15 protein-coding genes are annotated in these 18010 nt (G+C 72.5%); 7 read left to right on the top strand and 8 right to left on the bottom strand.

Annotated elements, in window-relative coordinates:
* Position 1: 1 nt before the first annotated feature.
* Complete coding sequence (locus tag GSY65_RS10080; RefSeq protein ID WP_159767006.1) at positions 2 to 862, bottom strand: LLM class F420-dependent oxidoreductase; 861 nt, start codon at positions 860 to 862, stop codon at positions 2 to 4.
* A gap of 191 nt (positions 863 to 1053) precedes the next feature.
* Between GSY65_RS10080 and GSY65_RS10075 the strand changes: the two genes are divergently transcribed.
* Together GSY65_RS10075 and GSY65_RS10070 are read left to right on the top strand one after the other, a co-directional pair.
* Positions 1054 to 2565 (top strand): family 43 glycosylhydrolase, encoded by a 1512-nt coding sequence (locus GSY65_RS10075; RefSeq protein WP_236579724.1) that lies wholly within the window; start codon positions 1054 to 1056, stop codon positions 2563 to 2565.
* 116 nt (positions 2566 to 2681) lie between these two features.
* Positions 2682 to 4130 (top strand): family 43 glycosylhydrolase, encoded by a 1449-nt coding sequence (locus GSY65_RS10070; RefSeq protein WP_201452502.1) that lies wholly within the window; start codon positions 2682 to 2684, stop codon positions 4128 to 4130.
* Positions 4131 to 4191: 61 nt separating this feature from the next.
* Here GSY65_RS10070 and GSY65_RS10065 read toward each other — a convergent pair whose 3' ends face one another.
* The 5 genes from GSY65_RS10065 to GSY65_RS10045 all read right to left on the bottom strand — a co-directional run bounded on the left by GSY65_RS10065 (position 4192) and on the right by GSY65_RS10045 (position 9687).
* Complete coding sequence (locus GSY65_RS10065) at positions 4192 to 4869, bottom strand: response regulator transcription factor (protein ID WP_159767005.1); 678 nt, start codon at positions 4867 to 4869, stop codon at positions 4192 to 4194.
* Positions 4866 to 6134 carry a sensor histidine kinase gene (locus GSY65_RS10060; protein ID WP_159767004.1) on the bottom strand — a complete coding sequence of 423 codons (1269 nt, stop codon included), beginning with the start codon at positions 6132 to 6134 and terminating at the stop codon, positions 4866 to 4868. Before GSY65_RS10060 ends, GSY65_RS10065 begins: the two co-directional genes overlap by 4 nt.
* Before the next feature lie 117 nt (positions 6135 to 6251).
* Positions 6252 to 8459 (bottom strand): MMPL family transporter, encoded by a 2208-nt coding sequence (locus GSY65_RS10055; protein WP_159767003.1) that lies wholly within the window; start codon positions 8457 to 8459, stop codon positions 6252 to 6254.
* A gap of 301 nt (positions 8460 to 8760) precedes the next feature.
* Positions 8761 to 9105, bottom strand: coding sequence for a MazG-like family protein (locus GSY65_RS10050; RefSeq protein ID WP_159767002.1), 345 nt, complete (start codon positions 9103 to 9105; stop codon positions 8761 to 8763).
* A 36-nt stretch (positions 9106 to 9141) separates the two neighbouring features.
* Positions 9142 to 9687, bottom strand: a complete 546-nt coding sequence (locus tag GSY65_RS10045) for a DoxX family membrane protein (RefSeq protein ID WP_159767001.1) — start codon at positions 9685 to 9687, stop codon at positions 9142 to 9144.
* A gap of 223 nt (positions 9688 to 9910) precedes the next feature.
* Here GSY65_RS10045 and GSY65_RS10040 point away from each other — a divergent pair, with 223 nt between their 5' ends.
* Positions 9911 to 10237, top strand: coding sequence for a nuclear transport factor 2 family protein (locus tag GSY65_RS10040; protein ID WP_159767000.1), 327 nt, complete (start codon positions 9911 to 9913; stop codon positions 10235 to 10237).
* Between the two features lie 102 nt (positions 10238 to 10339).
* Complete coding sequence (locus GSY65_RS10035; protein ID WP_159766999.1) at positions 10340 to 11335, top strand: aldo/keto reductase; 996 nt, start codon at positions 10340 to 10342, stop codon at positions 11333 to 11335.
* A 309-nt stretch (positions 11336 to 11644) separates the two neighbouring features.
* On the opposite strand, the gene GSY65_RS10030 is transcribed toward GSY65_RS10035, so the two are convergent.
* A complete protein-coding gene (locus GSY65_RS10030; protein ID WP_159766998.1) occupies positions 11645 to 12397 on the bottom strand; it encodes an SDR family oxidoreductase in 753 nt (250 codons plus the stop codon).
* Between the two features lie 160 nt (positions 12398 to 12557).
* Between GSY65_RS10030 and GSY65_RS10025 the strand changes: the two genes are divergently transcribed.
* Positions 12558 to 14219, top strand: a complete 1662-nt coding sequence (locus tag GSY65_RS10025; RefSeq protein ID WP_159766997.1) for an alkaline phosphatase D family protein — start codon at positions 12558 to 12560, stop codon at positions 14217 to 14219.
* Here GSY65_RS10025 and GSY65_RS10020 read toward each other — a convergent pair.
* Complete coding sequence (locus GSY65_RS10020; RefSeq protein WP_159766996.1) at positions 14206 to 15252, bottom strand: Gfo/Idh/MocA family protein; 1047 nt, start codon at positions 15250 to 15252, stop codon at positions 14206 to 14208. The two genes, GSY65_RS10025 and GSY65_RS10020, sit on opposite strands and share 14 nt — an antisense overlap.
* A 99-nt stretch (positions 15253 to 15351) precedes the next feature.
* On the opposite strand from GSY65_RS10020, the gene GSY65_RS10015 reads away from it, so the two are divergent.
* Both GSY65_RS10015 and GSY65_RS10010 read left to right on the top strand, forming a co-directional pair.
* Positions 15352 to 16857, top strand: coding sequence for a multidrug effflux MFS transporter (locus GSY65_RS10015; RefSeq protein ID WP_201452501.1), 1506 nt, complete (start codon positions 15352 to 15354; stop codon positions 16855 to 16857).
* Complete coding sequence (locus GSY65_RS10010) at positions 16770 to 17987, top strand: serine hydrolase domain-containing protein (RefSeq protein WP_443043200.1); 1218 nt, start codon at positions 16770 to 16772, stop codon at positions 17985 to 17987. The genes GSY65_RS10015 and GSY65_RS10010 overlap by 88 nt, the downstream gene beginning before the upstream one ends.
* Positions 17988 to 18010: the final 23 nt, after the last annotated feature.

Genomic DNA, 18010 nt, shown 5'->3' with positions numbered 1-18010 from the left:
ATCAGTCCAGCAGCGCCGCGAGCCGCCGCCAACTCTCCCTCGGCAGTGCGTCCCCCGTCGTCCCCTCGTCGAGCACCTGCAACGCCACCTGGTCCGCCCCCGCCGCGTGGAACTCGTCCACCCGTGCCCGGACGCGGTCCTCGTCGCCCCACGCGTACACCGCGTCGATCAGTCGGTCGCTGCCGCCGTCCGACAGGTCGGAGTCGGTGAAACCGAGGCGGAGGAAGGTGTTCGTGTAGTTGGGCAGGCCTAGGTAGAAGGAGAGGTGGGCGCGGGCGGTGGCGCGGGCGCGGGTCGGGTCGGCTTCCAGGACCACCTTCAGCTCCGGGGCCAGGAGCGGTCCGGCCCCCAGCGTCTCGCGTGCCTCCGCCGTGTGCTCCGGCGTCACCAGGTACGGGTGCGCGCCCGCCGCCCGGTCGCGGGAGAGGCGGAGCATCCTCGGGCCGAGGGCGGCGAGGACGCGGCGCTCCGCCGGGACGCCGGCCGCGTCCAGGGCGTCGAGGTAGGCGACCATCGCCGCGTACGGACGCCGGTACCGGTCGGTGAGCTGGGCGTGGCTGACGCCGAGGCCGAGCAGGAAGCGGCCGGGGTGGGCGGCCTCCAGGGCGGCGTACTCCGCGGCGGTGTCGGCGGCCTCGTACCGCCAGATGCTCTGGATGCCGGTGGCCACGGTGAGCCGGGACGTCGCCTCGATCAGCGGGACGGCGTGGCGAACGGTCGTGCTGCCGCCGAGCCATACCGTGTCGAAGCCCAGCTCCTCCAACTCCGCCGCTGCTTCGACCAGTTCGTCGCGCCGGGCCGGGTCCTCCGACCGCAGGCCCGCGCTCCAGATGCCGTAGCGTCCTGTGTGCTGTATCGCCATGAGGTCGCCAACTCGCCGCCCCGGGTGGTGTATTCCGGCGGGACCCCGTCAACGGCCGTACGTCCGGCACGAAAAACCGTCCGATCCATTGACGTCCCTCCTGCCTCACGCTTACCTTCTGGCCGAAGTTACGCACAGCGTTCGTAGTATCGAACACCCCCCCGCTGAGCCGCTCCCGGAAGGGACTTGCCGTGGTCCGCACACGCGTACGCCAGGTACGCCACTGGGTGACCTGGGGGGCCGCTCTGGTGGCCCTCCTCGCGTCGCTCCTCGCCGTCCAGCCCGCCCGCTCAGCCGCCGCGGCGGACGGCAGGCCGTTCACCAACCCGGTCAAGTCGCAGAAGGGCGCCGATCCCTGGCTGGAGTACCACAACGGCAACTACTACCTGGTGACCACCTCGTTCACCGGCGAGCTGACCATGCGGAAGTCGCCCACCCTGGCCGGGCTGAGTACCGCGCCGAGCGTCCAGGTGTGGTCGGACAGCACCTCCACCCGCAACTGGAACATGTGGGCCCCGGAGATCCACTTCTTCGACGGCAAGTGGTACCTCTACTACTCCGCCGGGCCGCGCGGCTCCGTCTGCTGCGACGACCAGCGCACCTACGTGCTGGAGAGCGCCGGGTCCGACCCGATGGGGCCGTACTCCTTCAAGAACCAGCTCGCCGGGTCCAACCTCGACCCGGGCGGCTGGCTGATCGACGCCAGTGTGCTCAAGCACCGCAACAAGCTGTACCTGCTCGGCAGCGGCTCGGCGGGCGGCAGCAAGCAGAGCCTCGTCATCGCGCCGCTCAGCAACCCGTACACCCTGGCCGGTTCCACCTTCACCGTGATCTCCAGCCCGACCCTGAGCTGGGAGACGCAGAGTGGTGAGGTCAACGAGGGGCCCGAGCCGCTGTACCGCAACGGGCGCACCTTCCTCGTCTACTCCGCCAGCGCCTGCTGGGGACCCGACTACAAGCTCGGGCAGCTGGAGCTGACCGGCTCCGACCCGCTGCTCGCCTCCTCCTGGACCAAGAAGCAGACCCCCGTCTTCCAGCGCAGTGACGCGGGCGGGGTCTACGCGCCGGGCCACAACGGGTTCTTCACCTCGCCCGACGGCACCGAGAACTGGATCGTCTACCACGCCAACGACGCGGCGACCGACGGCTGCGACAACGGCCGCACGACCCGCGCGCAGAAGTTCACCTGGAACGCGGACGGCACCCCGAACTTCGGCACCCCGGTCGCCCTCGGCACCACCCTCGCCGGCCCCTCCGGCGAGACGGCGACGACCCCGACCGCGTACACCCTCGTCAACCGCAACAGCGGCAAGTGCCTCGACGTCAAAGGCGGCAACACCGCCGACGGCACCGACATCGTCCAGTGGACCTGCAACGGCGGCGCCAACCAGAAGTGGCGCGTCGAGGACCGCGCCGACGACACCAGCCGACTCGTGAACGTCGCCACCGGCAAGGTCGCCGACGTCGCCGACTGCGCCACCGCCGACGGCACCGACATCCGCCAGTGGTCCTGGCTGGACAACAACTGCCAGAAGTTCCGCATGGTCCACCTCGGCGGCGACCACGTCCGGATCGTCAACGCCGCCACCGGCAAGGTCCTGGACGTCGCCGACTGCGGCACCGCCGACGGCACCGACGTACGCCAGTGGTCCTGGCTGAACAACAACTGCCAGCAGTGGCGGCTCGTCCCCACGACCGCCTGACCCGCCCGATCACCGGACCGCCTGACCGGCGGACTGCTCCGGCCTCGCCGACGCCGAGGCCGTCCGCCGCTCCACCCCGCACTCCCGCACTCCCGAACCCCGAAGGGCCGCACAACATGAGACGACTCGTCAGACGGGCCGTGGTGGCCGCCGCGGCGGCGCTCGCCGTGCTCACCGGCGTGACCACCCCCGCCCAGGCCGCCGCGCCCGCGTCGCCCGCCGTGACGTTCACCAACCCGGTCGCGCTCCAGCGCGCCGACCCGCACATCTACAAGCACACCGACGGCTACTACTACTTCACGGCCACCGTCCCCGCCTACGACAAGATCGTGATGCGCCGGGCCACCACCCTCCAGGGCCTCGCCACGGCCCCGGAGACGACCATCTGGACCAAGCACGCCAGCGGTGACATGGGCGCCCACATCTGGGCACCGGAGATCCACTTCATCGACGGCAAGTGGTACGTGTACTTCGCGGCCGGCGCCTCCAACGACATCTGGAAGATCCGCCCGTACGTCCTGGAGTCCGGTTCCGCCAACCCTCTCACCGGCACCTGGACCGAGAAGGGCCGCATCAGCCTGCCCCTGGACACCTTCTCGCTGGACGCCACCACCTTCACCCACAACGGCACCCGCTACCTCAGCTGGGCGCAGAACGACCCGGCGGTCGGCAGCGGCACCAACCTGTACCTGGCGAGGATGTCCAACCCCTGGACCATCAGCGGCAGCCCGGTGATGATCTCCAAGCCCGAGTACTCCTGGGAGACCGTCGGCCACCGCGTCAACGAGGGCCCGGCCGTCCTGCAGAAGAACGGCAAGGTCTTCATGGCCTACTCGGCCAGCGCCACCGACGCCAACTACTGCCTCGGCCTGCTCACCGCCGACGCCACCGCCGACCTGATGAACCCGGCGTCCTGGGCGAAGACGTCCACGCCGGTCTTCAGGAGCAACGACAGGACCGGCCAGTACGGGCCCGGCCACAACACCTTCACGGTCTCCGAGGACGGCAAGTCGGACATCCTCGTCTACCACGACCGCGACTACAAGGACATCAGCGGCGACCCGCTCAACGACCCCAACCGCCGCACCCGCTACCAGAAGCTGTACTGGAACGCCGACGGCACCCCCAACTTCGGCATCCCCGTCGCCGACGGCGCGACCCCGGTCCGCCTGTCCTCGTACAACTACCCGGACAAGTTCATCCGGCACTGGGAGTACCGCGCGAAGCTGGAGGGCGACGTCACCAACCTCGCCGACTCGCAGTTCCGGATCGTCACCGGCCTGACGGGCAGCGGCACGGTCTCCCTGGAGTCGGCGAACTTCCCCGGCTACTACCTCCGCCACAAGAACAACGAGCTGTGGGTGGAGAAGGACGACGGGACGGCCCTGTTCGACGCCGACGCCTCCTTCCACCAGCGGGCGGGTCTCGCCGACAGCGCGGCCGGGGTGTCGTACGAGTCGTACAACTTCCCCGGCCGCTACATCCGGCACTACAACAACCTGCTCTACACCCAGCCGGTCAGCACGACCATCGACCGGCAGGACGCCACCTTCTACAAGGAGTAGGCGCCGCGAAGGAGCCGAGAAGTGCCGGTGCACCGTGCCCCGACGGGGCACGGTGCACCGGTCATTCCGGCGGCACGACCTGCACCAGACCCGACTGGTACGCCATCACCACCAGCTGGGCCCGGTCGCGGGCGCCCAGTTTCGTCATCGCGCGGTGGACGTGCGTGCGCACGGTCAGCGGGCTGACGTGGAGCTTCTCGGCGATCTCGTCGTTGGACAGGCCCTCCGCCGCCAGGGACATCACCTCGCGTTCCCGGGAGGTGAGCGTGGCGAGCTCCTCGGGCGCGGCCAGCCGGGTGCCGGGGGCGGGCGCCGTGAGGAAGCGGGTGATCAGGGTGCGGGTGGCGGTGGGGGAGAGCAGGGAGTCCCCGGCGGCGACCGTACGGATGCCGTCGAGGAGGGCGTCGGCGGTGACGTCCTTGCCGAGGAAGCCGCTCGCGCCGGCCCGCAGCGCCTGGGCCACGTACTCGTCGATCTCGAAGGTCGTGAGGATCAGTACGCGGGTGTCGGACAGCTCCTCGTCGGCGCAGATCACGGCGGTGGCGGTGAGCCCGTCGGTGCCGGGCATCCGGATGTCCATGAGGACCACGTCGGGGCGGTGGACGCGGACCAGGTCGACCGCCTCCCGGCCGTCGGTGGCCTCGCCGACGACCTCCAGGTCCGGGCAGGAGTCGATGAGGATGCGGAAGGTGGCCCGCAGCAGGGCCTGGTCGTCGGCGAGCAGCACGCGAATGGTCATGGGGTCGGTTCGCCTTCGGGCTGGGGGGTGCGGGGGCGGGGGCGCAGCGGTAGATCGGTGGTGACCTCGAAGCCGCCTTCGGGGCGGTGACCGGCGCTCAGGACGCCGCCGACCGACTGGGCGCGCTCGCGCATCCCGATGAGACCGAAGCCGCGGCAGGAGCCGACCGCACGGCCGGGCGGAGCCATCCCGCTCCCGCTCCCGCTGCCGTTGCCGTCGTCGGTGACCGTGATCGTCAGATGGGAGTCCGCGTAGGCGAGGCGGATGCGCGCCGTGTCCACCCCGGCGTGCTTGCTGACGTTGGTGAGGGCCTCCTGCACGATCCGGTACGCGGTCAGGTCCACCCCCGGGTCGAGCGCGCCCGGGGGCCCCTCGGTGGTCACGGTGACCGTGAGACCGGCGGACGCGCACGCGGCGACCAGGTCGGGGAGCTGGTGCAGGCCGGGGGTGGGGGCGAGGGGCGCCTCCGGGTCGTCGGGCTGGCGCAGCACACCGACGGTGGCCTTCAGCTCGCGCAGCGCCGACGACGTGGTGGCCGTCAGGTCGGTGAGGATCCGGTGGGCCTGTGCGGGATCGGTGCGGGTGAGATGCGCGGCCGTGCCCGCCTGGGCGTTGGCGAGCGCCAGATGGTGGGCCACCACGTCGTGCAGGTCGCGGGCGATGCGCATCCGCTCCTCCGCCACCCGCAGGCGGGCCTCCTCCTCCCGGGTGCGCTCGGCGTGCTCGGCGCGGGCCTGCACCGACTTCAGATAGGCCCGCCGCACCTGGGTCGCCTTGCCCGTGACGAGGGGCAGCAGCAGCCAGAAGACGGGGCCGATCGTCCTGATCAGCAGGGAGAGGTGGTCCATGGAGTCGGCGAACACCGCCGCGAGCGTCGTCGCCGCGATGGTGGTGAGGCCGTAGAGGCGGGTGGTCCTGCGGTCGGTCTGGGTGGCCAGCCAGTACAGGGCGCCCATGACCGGTGCCAGCAGCAGGGGGGTGACCAGATAGCCCCGCGAGACCGCGACGACCGTGCACAGCGCGGTGATGACGAGGGCGGTGCGCGGGTGCGTGCGGTGCTTGAGCAGGGCCAGGCAGGAGGCACCCATGAGCGCGACGCCGATGTTGTCCCGGTCCGGCGGGTCGGCGCCCGGCAGGGTGAGCGCGCTGCCGAGGGTCGCGCAGCCCATCAGCGCCGCCGCCAGTACCAGGTCGATGAGGAAGCGGCTGCGGTCCGTGAACTCCTCCAGGCGGTCGGCGTAGCGCCGGTCCAGGCTGAAACTCATCGTGACTCCGGTCGGTGGGACTCGGGACCATCGTGGTCGACATCGGGGGCGCACGCCCCGGGGGCCGTCCGTGGTTTTCGCCACGGACGGCCCCCGGTGGGGGGTGGTGCGGCGAGGTCAGACCCGGGCCGCCGCGGGTTCGGCGGGCTCCGCGGGGCCGGGCTCCGCCTCGGGGTGGCGGCTGAGCGCCTCGCCCTCCACGTCCACGCGGGGCAGCACGCGGTCCAGCCACTTCGGCAGCCACCAGGCCCGGTCGCCGAGCAGCGCGAGCACGGCCGGCACGATCGCCATCCGGACGACGAACGCGTCGAACAGGACCGCCGAGGCCAGGCCGAAGCCGATCATCTTGATCATGGAGTCGCTCTCGCCGATGAACCCGGCGAACACCGCGATCATGATCAGGGCGGCCGCCGCGACCACCCGGGCGCTGTGCCGGAACCCGCTGGTGATCGCCTCGTCGGGCCGGTCGCCGTGGACGTACGCCTCCCGCATCCGGGAGACGAGGAACACCTCGTAGTCCATGGCGAGACCGAAGACGATGCCCACCAGGAAGATCGGCATCAGGCTCATGATCGGGCCGGTCTGCTCCACGCCCAGCAGCTCCGCGCCGTGGCCCTGCTGGAAGACCAGGACGACCACGCCGAGGGAGGCGAGCACCGACAGCAGGAAGCCGAGGGCGGCCTTGAGCGGCACGAGCAGCGAGCGGAAGACGACGAGCAGCAGCAGGACGGCGAGACCGACCACCACCAGCAGATAGGGGACCAGCGCCGACTGGACCTTGTCGGAGATGTCGATGTTCAGCGCGGTGGTGCCGGTGACCTCGTAGGTCGCGCCCGTCTCCGCCTCGATGCCGGGCCGCTCGTCCCGGATGACCGTCACCAGGTCCTTGGTCTTCTCGTCGGTCGGCGCGGTGGCGGGCACGGCGGAGAAGACGGCGGTGTCGCCGGCCTCGTTGAAGCGCGCGGGGGAGACGGACACGATGCCCTCGGTGGCGCCGATGTCCTTCGCGACCGTCTCGGCGGCGGCCTTGGCGTCGTCGGCGCCCCGGGCGTCCACGACGATCGTCAGCGGCCCGTTGAAGCCGGGCCCGAAGCCCTCGGCGAGCGCGTCGTAGGCGCGGCGCTCGGTGGTGGAGACCGGCTTGGCCTCGTCGCCGGGCATGCCCAGCTGGAGGTCGGTCATCGGTACGGCGAGCGCGCCGAGACCTATGACACCGAGGAGCAGGACGGGCACGGGACGGCGCAGCACGAACCGGGACCAGCGGGTGCCGCCGTTGTCGCCGCTCCTCTCCAGCCGGCCGCTCCTGCGGGCCTTGCGGGCGAGCACCGCGTTCGGCCAGAACCCGAGGACGGCCGGGACCAGGGTCAGCGCGATCAGTACGGCGACGACGACCGCTCCGGCGGCTGCCAGGCCCATCTTCGTCAGCATCGGGATGCCGACCACGGACAGTCCGGCCAGCGCGATGACGACGGTGAGCCCGGCGAACACGACCGCCGATCCCGCGGTGCCGGTGGCCAGCGCGGTCGCCTCCTCGGGCGTACGGCCCCCGGCGCGTTCCTCGCGGTAGCGGGAGACGACGAACAGGGCGTAGTCGATGCCGACCGCGAGGCCCAGCATCATCGCGAGGGTGCCCGTGGTGGTGGACAGGCCGAGCGCGTCGGACAGGGCGACGATGGCGGCCATGCTGATCCCGACGCCGACCAGCGCGGTCAGCAGCGGCAGCCCGGCCGCGGCGAGCGACCCGAAGGTGATCAGCAGGACGACGGCGGCGATGGCGACACCGATGACCTCGGCCGCGCCGCCCGCGCCGCCCCGCTGCGCGACGGCGTCGCCGCCCGCCTCGACGGTCAGCCCGGCGTCCTGGGCCTGGTGGAGGGCGTTCTCCAGGTGGGTCCTGCTCGCGTCGGCGAGTTCGTCGGCGCCGACCTCGTAGGTGACGGTCGCGTACGCCGTGGAGCCGTCCTGGCTGACGGCGCGTGCCTGGAACGGGTCGACGGCGTTCGCGACCTGCGAGCCGTCGGCCAGGTCGGCGACGGTCTCCTCGATCGCCTTCCTGTTCGCGGCGGCGGTGACCTTCTGACCGCCCGGCGCGACGAACACGACCCGGGCGGTGGCGCCGTCGGCGGTCAGACCGGGGAAGCGCTCCTCCATCAGGTCGAACGCCTTCTGGGACTCGATGCCCGGCATGGAGAACTCCTCCGCGGAGGCTCCCGGGGCCTTGACGGCGCCGATACCGACGGCACCGAGGACCGCCACCCACACGAGGGTGACGTACCAGCGTTTACGGAAGGCCAGCCGGCCCAGCCGATAGAGGAAGGTTGCCATGGGGCGCAGGTCTCCACGTCAGATGTCTGGGATACCCGCACAGACTCCCGTGGCGAGGCCCTCCGGGTCGTCGTGCGGCTGCCGACAATCCCGCCTACTCGTCACGCAGTACGAACCGGCCGCCGGATCACCCCCCGGTATGACCGTGCAGCCCGCGCGCCCCTCTCACCCGGCGCGCGGGGCGTCGCGCGACGCCTGACGAAGTCCCTCACGGCCGCCAGGAGGATGGAGCGTCGTCAGCTCACGGCCACGGCGATGCGGCGCGTCGTCGGCCCGGTGACCACGGTGATGCGGCGCGTCGTCAGCCGCGCCGGGCGTCCAGGGAGCGTTCCGCGACCCGGGCGAGGTGGGCGGCGAAGACCGCGCGGGCGTCCGGGGCGAGGGTGCGCAGCGCCACCATCGCCGTGATGATCACATCGCACAGTTCGGAACGTACGTCGTCCCAGCTGTGCGTGGTGCCCTTGCGCGGGTTGGAGCCGGTGACGCCGATCACCGCCTCGGCGACCTCGCCGACCTCCTCCTGGAGCTTCAGCAGCCGCAGCAGCAACAGCTCACGGCCGTCGTGCACACGGTTCGACTCCAGCCAGGAGTGCAGCAGTTCCACGGACTGCCAGGGGTCGCCGGGGGCGTCGTTCCGCTCGCTCATGGGCGCAGCTTGTCACGCCCGCGCCGAGCGGGGAGGTCACTCCTCGGACAACGCCTCCTGCTCGCCCTGCTTCTGCCGCCGCATCCGCCTGGTCCGGCCGCCGATCACCAGCGCCGTGGTGGCGGCCGTGAAGGCGAGCGCCGACGGCACCATCCAGCCCCGGTCGACGACATGGCGGAACGCGTGGTCGAGGGAGAGCCTGCCGGGACCGGCGATCGCCAGCGCCGCGGCGGCCAGGCCCAGGGTCGCGGGGTGCTCGTAGCCGCCGTTCGTGTTGAAGAAGCCGTTGGGGGTGTGCACGGCGGCGGCGCCCGCCATGGCGCCGGCCGCGGCGGTACCGGCGACGGGGGTCGCGAGACCGAGGGCGAGCAGGGTGCCGCCGCCGGTCTCGGCCAGCCCCGACGCGGTGGCGCTCGCCCGGCCCGGCGTGTACCCCACCGACTCCATGAAGGCGCCGGTGCCCTCGATGCCGTGCCCGCCGAACCAGCCGAACAGCTTCTGCGTCCCGTGCGCGGCGAGGACCCCGCCGGTCCCCAGGCGGAGGAGCAGCAGGCCCAGATCACGTCGGTCGAATGCGGTCACGGTGACTCCCGGAACGGACGGTGGCGATCGGACGGTTTCCCCTCCCGCGTCACCACCGTCGCACCGATGACCCGCCTCGGGGCCGCCCGCGCCGCCGTTCGAGTGGTGGGGAAGGGAGGGCCGGAGAGGTCCGGGGAGGTCCGGGGACGGGAGGGAAAGGCGCGGCCACTCCGTCGCGCGCGTCCGGTGGCGGGCGGGTAACGCCGGTGTGAGGCTGGCCGGCATGACGATCGCACCCGCCAGACTCAGTGATCCGACCGTCCGCGCCTTCGTCAACGCCGTGAACGCGCAGGACCGCGACGCCTTCATGGCCCTCCTCGCCGACGACGCGACCATGTCGGACGACGGCTCCGACCGGGACCTCGCGGACTGGACCGACCGGGAGATCTTCTCCTCCCACGGCCACATGGCGGTCCAGCGCGAGTCCGACGGCGGCCGCTCCCTGGTCGCCGACTACCGCAACGACACCTGGGGCGAGATGCGCACCACCTGGCGTTTCACGGTCTCGGACGACGGCAGGATCTCCCACTTCGAGACGGGCCAGGCCTGACTCCGCACCCGTACGCCCGGCACCCGTGACCCCTTCTGCGCGGCGGCTTCTCAGCGTGAGGGCTTGCCTTCGTGCGCGCTCCAACTCCTAGCGTCGCCTGACATGGAGACCACCACGTACACGAGGCCCCTCGGCCGCAGCGGCATCCAGGTCAGCGCTCTCGGCTTCGGCTGTTGGGCGATAGGAGGCGAATGGCGGTCCGCCGACGGGCAGCCGCTCGGCTGGGGCAAGGTCGACGACGAGGAGTCCGTGCGGGCCGTGCGCCGCGCCCTCGACCTCGGCGTCACCTTCTTCGACACGGCGGACGTCTACGGGACGGGCCACAGCGAACGCGTCCTCGGCCGCGCGCTCGGCCGGCGCCGCGCGGACGTCGTCGTGGCCACCAAGTGGGGCAACGTCTTCGACGAGCGCACCCGCACCCTCACCGGCCAGGACGACACCCCGGCCCACGCCCGCCGCGCCCTCACCGCCTCCCTCGACCGCCTCGGCACCGACCACGTCGACCTCTACCAGCTCCACCTGTCGGACGCCGACCCGGAGCGGGCGGCCGAACTGCGGGACATGTGCGAGGAGTTCGTCCGCGAGGGCCTGATCCGGGCGTACGCGTGGAGCACCGACGACGCCGACCGGGCCGCCGTGTTCGCACGGGGGCCGCACTGCACGGCCGTCCAGCACCGGCTGAACATCCTGCAGCCCGCCCCCGAACTCCTGGCCCTGTGCGAGGAGTCGGACCTGGCGAGCATCAACCGCAGCCCCCTCGCCATGGGTCTGCTCACCGGCCGGCACACCCCGGGGCGCCCCCTGGCGGCCGGTGACATCCGCAGCACCCCGCCCGCCTGGCTGCCGGGCTTCACCGCGGACGGCGGGGCGGACCCCGAATGGACCGGCCGGGTGGAGGCGTTGCGGGAGATCCTGACCAGCGGGGGCCGCACGCTCGCGCAGGGAGCCCTCGCCTGGATCTGGGCCCGCAGCCCGCGGACGGTGCCCATTCCCGGCTTCCGCTCGGTCGCCCAGGCCGAGGAGAACGCCGGTGCCCTCGCGAAGGGGCCGCTCACCGCGGACCAACTGGCCGAGGTCGACCGGGTCCTGGGGCGCTGAGCCGCACGGCGGTGGCCGGTGCGGCTTCCCGGCCCGCCCTCGGGGGGCGGGCGGTACGGCGGGGCAGCCGTCCCGTGTCCCGGTGCACACCTCGCGGTCCCACGCGAGGTCCGCCCCCTTCCGGAGCGCGGGACGGCTGCCCCATCCCCCCTCGGTGTGGTGACGGAAGCCATCTCCTCCAACTGTGAAGCCCAGATGTGAAGCTCCGGTGGAGGAGTGATGAGCATATGACATCCCACGTGCTCGAATGGCCTGGAGTAACACCTTCCGTTTGTGCAGGTTGAGTCCTGGACCAGTTCCCGCCAGGGCTCAGCCGCGCCCCACGTACGGCATCGTCGTCGCCAGCACCGTCGCGAACTGCACATTCGCCTCCAGCGGCAGCTCCGCCATGTGCCGCACGGTGCGGGCCACGTCGGCGACGTCCATCACGGGCTCGGCCATGAGCTGCCCGTTCGCCTGCGCAACCCCGTGGCTCATCCGCTCGGTCATGTCGGTCGCCGCGTTGCCGATGTCGATCTGCCCGACCGCGATGCGGTACGGCCGCCCGTCCAGCGACAGCGACCTGGTCAGGCCCGTCAGTGCGTGCTTGGTCGCCGTGTAGGCCACCGAGTGCGGGCGCGGCGCGTGCGCCGAGACGGACCCGTTGTTGATGATCCGGCCGCCGTGGGGGTCCTGCTCCTTCATCTGCCGGTACGCCGCCTGCGCGCACAGGAACGCCCCGTTGAGGTTGGTGTCCACCACGTGCCGCCAGGCCGCGTAGTCCAGTTCCTCCACCGGCACCCCGCCCGGCCCGAACGTCCCCGCGTTGTTGAACAGCAGGTCCAGCCGCCCGAACCGCTCCCGCACGGCGGAGAAGAGGGCCGCCACCTCCTCGGGGCGTGACACGTCCGTCGGGACGCACAGCGCCTCCCGTGTCCCGTCCGCCGTCCCGGTGAGCTTCTCCGCCCGCCGCCCCGCGAGCGCCACCGACCATCCGGCGCCGAGCAGTTCCCGGGCCACGGCCCGCCCGATGCCGGAGCCCGCACCCGTCACGATCGCGATCTTCGTTCCCTCGGTCCTCATGGGGCCGCAGCGTAGGGGAGGCGCCGCGGCGGGCCGGGCAGGAGGGGGCCGGGCATGGGGAACTCACGCGTCCGCCACCTGGCTGTTGTGTACAGGACAGAAGGTCGTCGAACCTGGCCACTCCAATGCTCAAGGACAACTACCTTCAGGAGACGGCCAGATGACCCACGCAGCCCACGGAGCGACCCCGCCGCGCTCGTCCCATTCGGCCGAACTGCGCGCCGCCGCACACCACTTCGACCGCCGCCGGTTCCTCACCCTGACCGGCGCAGCCGCCGCGCTCGCCCTCGCCACCAACCTCCCGACCGCAGGTGCCGCGGCCGCCGCCGAACTGGACCCGCGCCGCATCACCGAGAACCCCTTCACCCTCGGCGTGGCCTCCGGCGACCCGCTGCCCACCTCCGCGCTCCTGTGGACCCGGCTCGCCCCCGAACCGTACGAGCCCGACGGCGGGCTGCCCGCCGAACGCGTCCTCGTCCGCTGGGAGCTGGCCCACGACGAGAACTTCCGACGTGTCGTCAGACGCGGCACCGCCCTCGCCCACCCCGAGTTCCACCACACCGTCCACGTCGAGGTCGCCCACCTCGATCCGGGCCGCGTGTACCACTACCGCTTCCGCGCCGGCTCCTGGATCAGCGACACCGGCCGCACCCGCACCGCCCCCGGCCGCGGCCGGCTGTCCGACACCTCGGGGCTCTCCTTCGCGGCCGTCTCCTGCCAGCGCTACGACCAGGGCTACTACACCGCCTACCGGCACCTCGCGAACGAGGACGTCGATGTCGTCCTCCACCTCGGGGACTACCTCTACGAGTACGCCGTGAACGCCGCCGGAGGCGCCCGCAACTACACCGACCGCGTCCTGCCCGCCCACTTCAACCACGAGACCGTCACCTTGGAGGACTACCGGCTGCGGTACGCCCTCTACAAGACCGACCCCGACCTCCAGGCCGCCCACCGCGCGCACCCCTTCGTCGTCACCTGGGACGACCACGAGACCGAGAACAACTACGCCGGCGACGACGACGAGCACGACAGCCCGCCCGAGGAGTTCCTGCTGCGCCGCGCCGCCGCCTACCGCGCCTACTGGGAGAACCAGCCGCTGCGGCGCCGGCAGCGGCCCGACGGACCCGACATGCGCCTCTACCGCCGCTTCTCCTGGGGCCGCCTCGCCCAGTTCGACATCCTCGACACCCGCCAGTACCGCGACAACCAGGCCCAGGGCGACGGCTGGCAGACCCCCGGCCCGGAGTCCGCCGACCCGGCGCGCTCCATCACGGGCGACGCGCAGGAGCAGTGGCTGCTGGACGGCTGGGCCGACTCCGACGCGATCTGGAACGTCGTGCCCCAGCAGGTCACCTTCTCCCAGCGCCGCAACGCCGTCGGCGAGAACTACAAGGTGTCGATGGACTCCTGGGACGGCTACCGGGCCTCCCGCGAACGCGTCCTCGCCGGCGCGGACGCCGCCGGCATCGAGAACCTGATGGTCCTCACCGGCGACGTCCACGTCGGCTACGCCTTCGACATCAAGCGCGACTTCGACGACCGCTCCTCGCGCACCGTCGGCGCGGAACTCGTCGCCACCTCCGTCAGCAGCGGCGGCAACGGCTCCGACAAGCCCGCCAACTGGGACACCTACATGACCGCCAACCCGCACATGCGCTTCTACCACGGCCGCCGCGGCTACCTGACGGTCTCCCTCGGCCGGACGCAGGCCCGCGCCGACTTCCACGCCCTGCCGTACGTGACGACGCCGGACGCCGGACTCACCACGGTCGCCTCGTTCGCGCTGGAGGCCGGCAACCCGGGCCTCACACCGGTGTAGCGACCAGGTCGCCGTCCCGGTGGCCGTCCCCGTCCTCGCCGGGGTAGCGGACGCCGACGCGTTCCCGGATCGCGTCGAGCGTCCGCATCACCGCGAGGGTGCCGTCCAGCGGGACCAGCGGGGACTCCGTCTCGCCCGCGCGCAGGGCCCGCATCACCTCGGCGGCCTCGTGCCGGAGGCTGTTGCGGGGGCCGTCGGCCGGGTCCGCGGCGACGGTCTGCGGCTCACGGCCGTCGCGGTGCAGCACGAAGTGGTCCGGGAAGAAGAAGCCGTTCGGGATGTCGATACGGCCCTGCGAGCCGGTGACCGACGCCGAGGTGGCCGTACCCCCGACGATGGAGCAGTGCACCGAGGCGATGGCGCCGCTCTCCCAGGAGAGCAGTGCTCCGGTCTGGAGATCGACGCCCTCCTCCGAGAGCACCGCTCTCCCCGTGACGTCCGAGGGCTCCCCGAGCAGCAACTGCGCGAACGAGACCGGGTACACCCCGAGGTCCAGCAGCGCGCCCCCGCCCTGCTCCGGGTCCCGCAGCCGGTGCGACGGCGGGAACGGCCCCGCCAGTCCGAAGTCCGCCTGCACGGTCCGCACGTCACCTATCGCGCCGTCCCCCACCATCTGCGCGAGCCGCCGGACCAGCGGATTGCAGTACATCCACATGGCCTCCATCAGGAACCGCCCGCGCCTCCGCGCCAGGGCCACCAGCTCCTCGGCCTCCCGCACGTTCAGCGTGAACGGCTTCTCGCACAGCACGCCCCGGCCCGCCTCCAGGCACATCCCGGCGGCGACCCGGTGCGCCGAGTGCGGCGTGGCGACGTACACCACGTCGACGTCCTCGTCCTCGGCGAGCGCCCGCCACCCGCCGTACGCCCGCGGTATCCCGAACCGTTCGGCGAACGCCTTCGCCGACTCCTCGCTGCGTGACGCGACCGCCACGACCTCGGCGTCCGGCAGATCGACGAGGTCGGCGGTGAAACTCGCGGCGATCCCCCCGGTCGCCAGAATCCCCCACCGCACCCGTCCGTCGTCCCGCGCCATCGCCACCCCTGTCCTCGGCCCCGTGGCGCGGTCGTGATCCCGCCCACGTCGTACGAGCTGAGAGCATAGGTGGCGGACCGAACGGACTGGGAGGGGCACATGCCCGAGGGGCACATACCGGGCTCGGCGGCGGCCGAGCCGAACCCGCAGGCGGCCGCGCCGGAAACGGTGGCGGCGGCCGGGCACCCGTCGCCGGGCGCCGGCCCGACGGGACGGGAGGGGACCCGGCCCGACCCGGCACCGGCACGACGGGCCGCCGAACGCCCACCGTCGGAACCCGCCCCCGCCCCCTCGACGCCGACGCCGACGCAGCACCCCGGCCCGGCGAAGGCCACCCCCGCCGCCCTGCGCCGCACCGGTCTCCTCGTCACCCTCATCCTCGGTGGGCTCACCGCCACCCCGCCCCTGGCGATGGACATGTACCTCCCGGCGCTGCCGGAGGTAACCACCTCCCTGCACGCCCCGGCCACCACCGTCCAGCTCACCCTCACCGCCTGCCTCGCCGGCATGGCCCTCGGCCAGCTGCTGATCGGCCCCATGAGCGACCGCTGGGGCCGCCGGCGCCCCCTGCTGCTCGGCCTCGCCGTCTACGTGCTGGCCACCGCCCTGTGCGCCCTCGCCCCGACCGTCGAGACCCTCATCGCCGTCCGCCTGGTGCAGGGCCTCGCCGGCTCGGCGGGGATCGTCATCGCCCGCGCCGTCGTACGCGACCTGTACGACGGCGACGCCATGGCCCGCTTCTTCTCCACCCTGATGCTGATCTCCGGGGTGGCCCCGATCGTCGCGCCCCTCGTCGGCGGCCAGATCCTCCGCGTCACCGACTGGCGGGGCGTCTTCGTCGTCCTCACCGTCATCGGCGCCGCCCTCCTCGCGGTCGTGTGGGCGAGGCTCCCCGAGACCCTCGCCCCCGCCGAACGCCACGGCGGCGGTGTCGCCGAGACCCTGCACGCCATGCGCGGCCTGCTCGCCGACCGCGTGTTCATGGGCTACGTCCTCGCCGGCGGCTTCACCTTCGCCGCCCTCTTCGCCTACATCAGCGCCTCCCCGTTCGTGATCCAGGAGATCTACGGCGCCTCCCCGCAGACGTTCAGCATCCTGTTCGGCGTCAACTCGGTCGGCCTCGTCATCGTCGGCCAGATCAACGGCAAGATCCTCGTGGGGCGGGTGAGCCTCGACAAGGTGTTCGCGGTCGGCCTCGGCGTCATCATGCTCGCCGCGACCGCCCTGCTGCTGATGTCGCTGGGCGCCTTCGGCGAGGTCGGTCTCGCGCCGGTCGCCGCGGCGCTGTTCGTGCTGATGTCCGCCATGGGCGTCACCCTTCCCAACACCCAGGCGCTCGCCCTCATGCGGGTCAGGCACGCGGCCGGTTCGGCGTCGGCGCTGCTGGGTACCTCGTCCTTCCTGGTCGGCGCGATAGCGTCCCCCCTGGTCGGCGTCGCGGGCGAGGACACCGCCCTTCCCATGGCCGTCGTCCAACTCGCCGCGACACTGGTGGCCGCGACCTGCTTCGTGGCACTGTGCCGTCCTTGGAACAAGCGTACGAAGGCGGGGGAGGGGGTCATGCCCCTCCCGAGCGCGACCGAGCGGAAGGGGCAGGAGAGCTGAGCGCGCCGAGACTGCGCACGGACACCCCGGAACGGGCCGGACTCGACCCCGAGGAACTGCGCCATCTCGTACGCGAGGTGCGCGCGTTGACGGAAGGCGACCGGCCCCGGGCGCCCGCCGCCGTCGTCCTCGCCGGCCGCGGCCCCGTCGTCGCCGTCGAGGAGGCGGCGGGCTGGGCGGTCCGCTACGCGTCCTACGACGAACGCACCGACAGCGGGGTGGAACTGCCGCCCGGGTCCCGTGTCCCGGCGACCCCCGACACCCCCTTCGACCTGGCCTCCCTCACCAAGCTGTTCACCGCCGTGGCGGCGGTCCAGCAACTGGAGCGCGGCACGCTCGGCATCGACGCGAAGGTCGCCGCGTACCTCCCCGACTTCTCCGGGGCCGCCGCGCACGGCCTCACCGTCCGCCACCTCCTCACCCACACGTCCGGTCTGCGGCCCGAACTCCCGCTGTACGACTGCGGGTCCGCCGGGGCCCGGCTGGCGCTGCTGCGGCGCGAGGAGCCGACGACGCCGCCGGGCACGGTGCACCGCTACTCCGACCTCAACCTCCTGCTCCTCCAGCACGTCCTCGAACGCCTCACGGGCCGCGGCCTGGACGACCTGATCCACGCCGGCATCACCCGCCCCCTCGGCATGACGGCCACGGCCTTCGGGCCCTGCCCCGGCGCGGCGGCGACGGAGGACCAGCGCCGGCCCTGGGGCAAGGCCGAACGGGGCATGCTGCGGGGCGAGGTCCACGACGAGAACGCGTGGGCGCTCGGCGGGGTCGCCGGGCACGCGGGGCTGTTCTCGACGGCCCGGGACCTCGCGGTGTTCTCCCGCACCCTGCTGGCGGGCGGCTCCTACGGCCCCGCCCGCATCCTCGGCCCCGACTTCGTGGAGCTGATGCTGACGCCGCCGGGACTCGGGTTCGCGCTCGACCAGCCCTGGTTCATGGGCGAGCTGGCGGGCCGCGGGGCCGCGGGCCACACCGGCTTCACCGGCACGTCCCTCGTCCTGGACCAGGCCACGGACACGTTCCTCGTCCTGCTGACCAACGCGGTCCACCCCCGCCGGGGGACCTCGCTGAACGTGGCCCGCGCGGCGGCGGGGACACGGATGGCGCGGGCGGTGCGGGGGATGTGAGCGGGGCCGGGGCGAGGTCCGGC

This window comes from Streptomyces sp. HM190, assembly GCF_009857135.1.
GTDB classification, from domain to species: Bacteria; Actinomycetota; Actinomycetes; order Streptomycetales; family Streptomycetaceae; genus Streptomyces; species Streptomyces heilongjiangensis.
This window is presented reverse-complemented; position numbering and strand designations above follow the sequence as displayed.

Bases quoted from the DNA above. Each gene is read 5' to 3' on its own strand.
- GSY65_RS10070 (WP_201452502.1), top strand. From the start codon at position 2,682: ATGAGACGACTCGTCAGACGGGCCGTGGTGGCCGCCGCGGCGGCGCTC.
- GSY65_RS10040 (WP_159767000.1), top strand. From the start codon at position 9,911: ATGACGATCGCACCCGCCAGACTCAGTGATCCGACCGTCCGCGCCTTC.
- GSY65_RS10080 (WP_159767006.1), bottom strand. From the start codon at position 862: ATGGCGATACAGCACACAGGACGCTACGGCATCTGGAGCGCGGGCCTG.
- GSY65_RS10020 (WP_159766996.1), bottom strand. From the start codon at position 15,252: ATGGCGCGGGACGACGGACGGGTGCGGTGGGGGATTCTGGCGACCGGG.
- GSY65_RS10030 (WP_159766998.1), bottom strand. From the start codon at position 12,397: ATGAGGACCGAGGGAACGAAGATCGCGATCGTGACGGGTGCGGGCTCC.
- GSY65_RS10055 (WP_159767003.1), bottom strand. From the start codon at position 8,459: ATGGCAACCTTCCTCTATCGGCTGGGCCGGCTGGCCTTCCGTAAACGC.
- GSY65_RS10035 (WP_159766999.1), top strand. From the start codon at position 10,340: ATGGAGACCACCACGTACACGAGGCCCCTCGGCCGCAGCGGCATCCAG.
- GSY65_RS10025 (WP_159766997.1), top strand. From the start codon at position 12,558: ATGACCCACGCAGCCCACGGAGCGACCCCGCCGCGCTCGTCCCATTCG.
- GSY65_RS10060 (WP_159767004.1), bottom strand. From the start codon at position 6,134: ATGAGTTTCAGCCTGGACCGGCGCTACGCCGACCGCCTGGAGGAGTTC.
- GSY65_RS10050 (WP_159767002.1), bottom strand. From the start codon at position 9,105: ATGAGCGAGCGGAACGACGCCCCCGGCGACCCCTGGCAGTCCGTGGAA.
- GSY65_RS10015 (WP_201452501.1), top strand. From the start codon at position 15,352: ATGCCCGAGGGGCACATACCGGGCTCGGCGGCGGCCGAGCCGAACCCG.
- GSY65_RS10065 (WP_159767005.1), bottom strand. From the start codon at position 4,869: ATGACCATTCGCGTGCTGCTCGCCGACGACCAGGCCCTGCTGCGGGCC.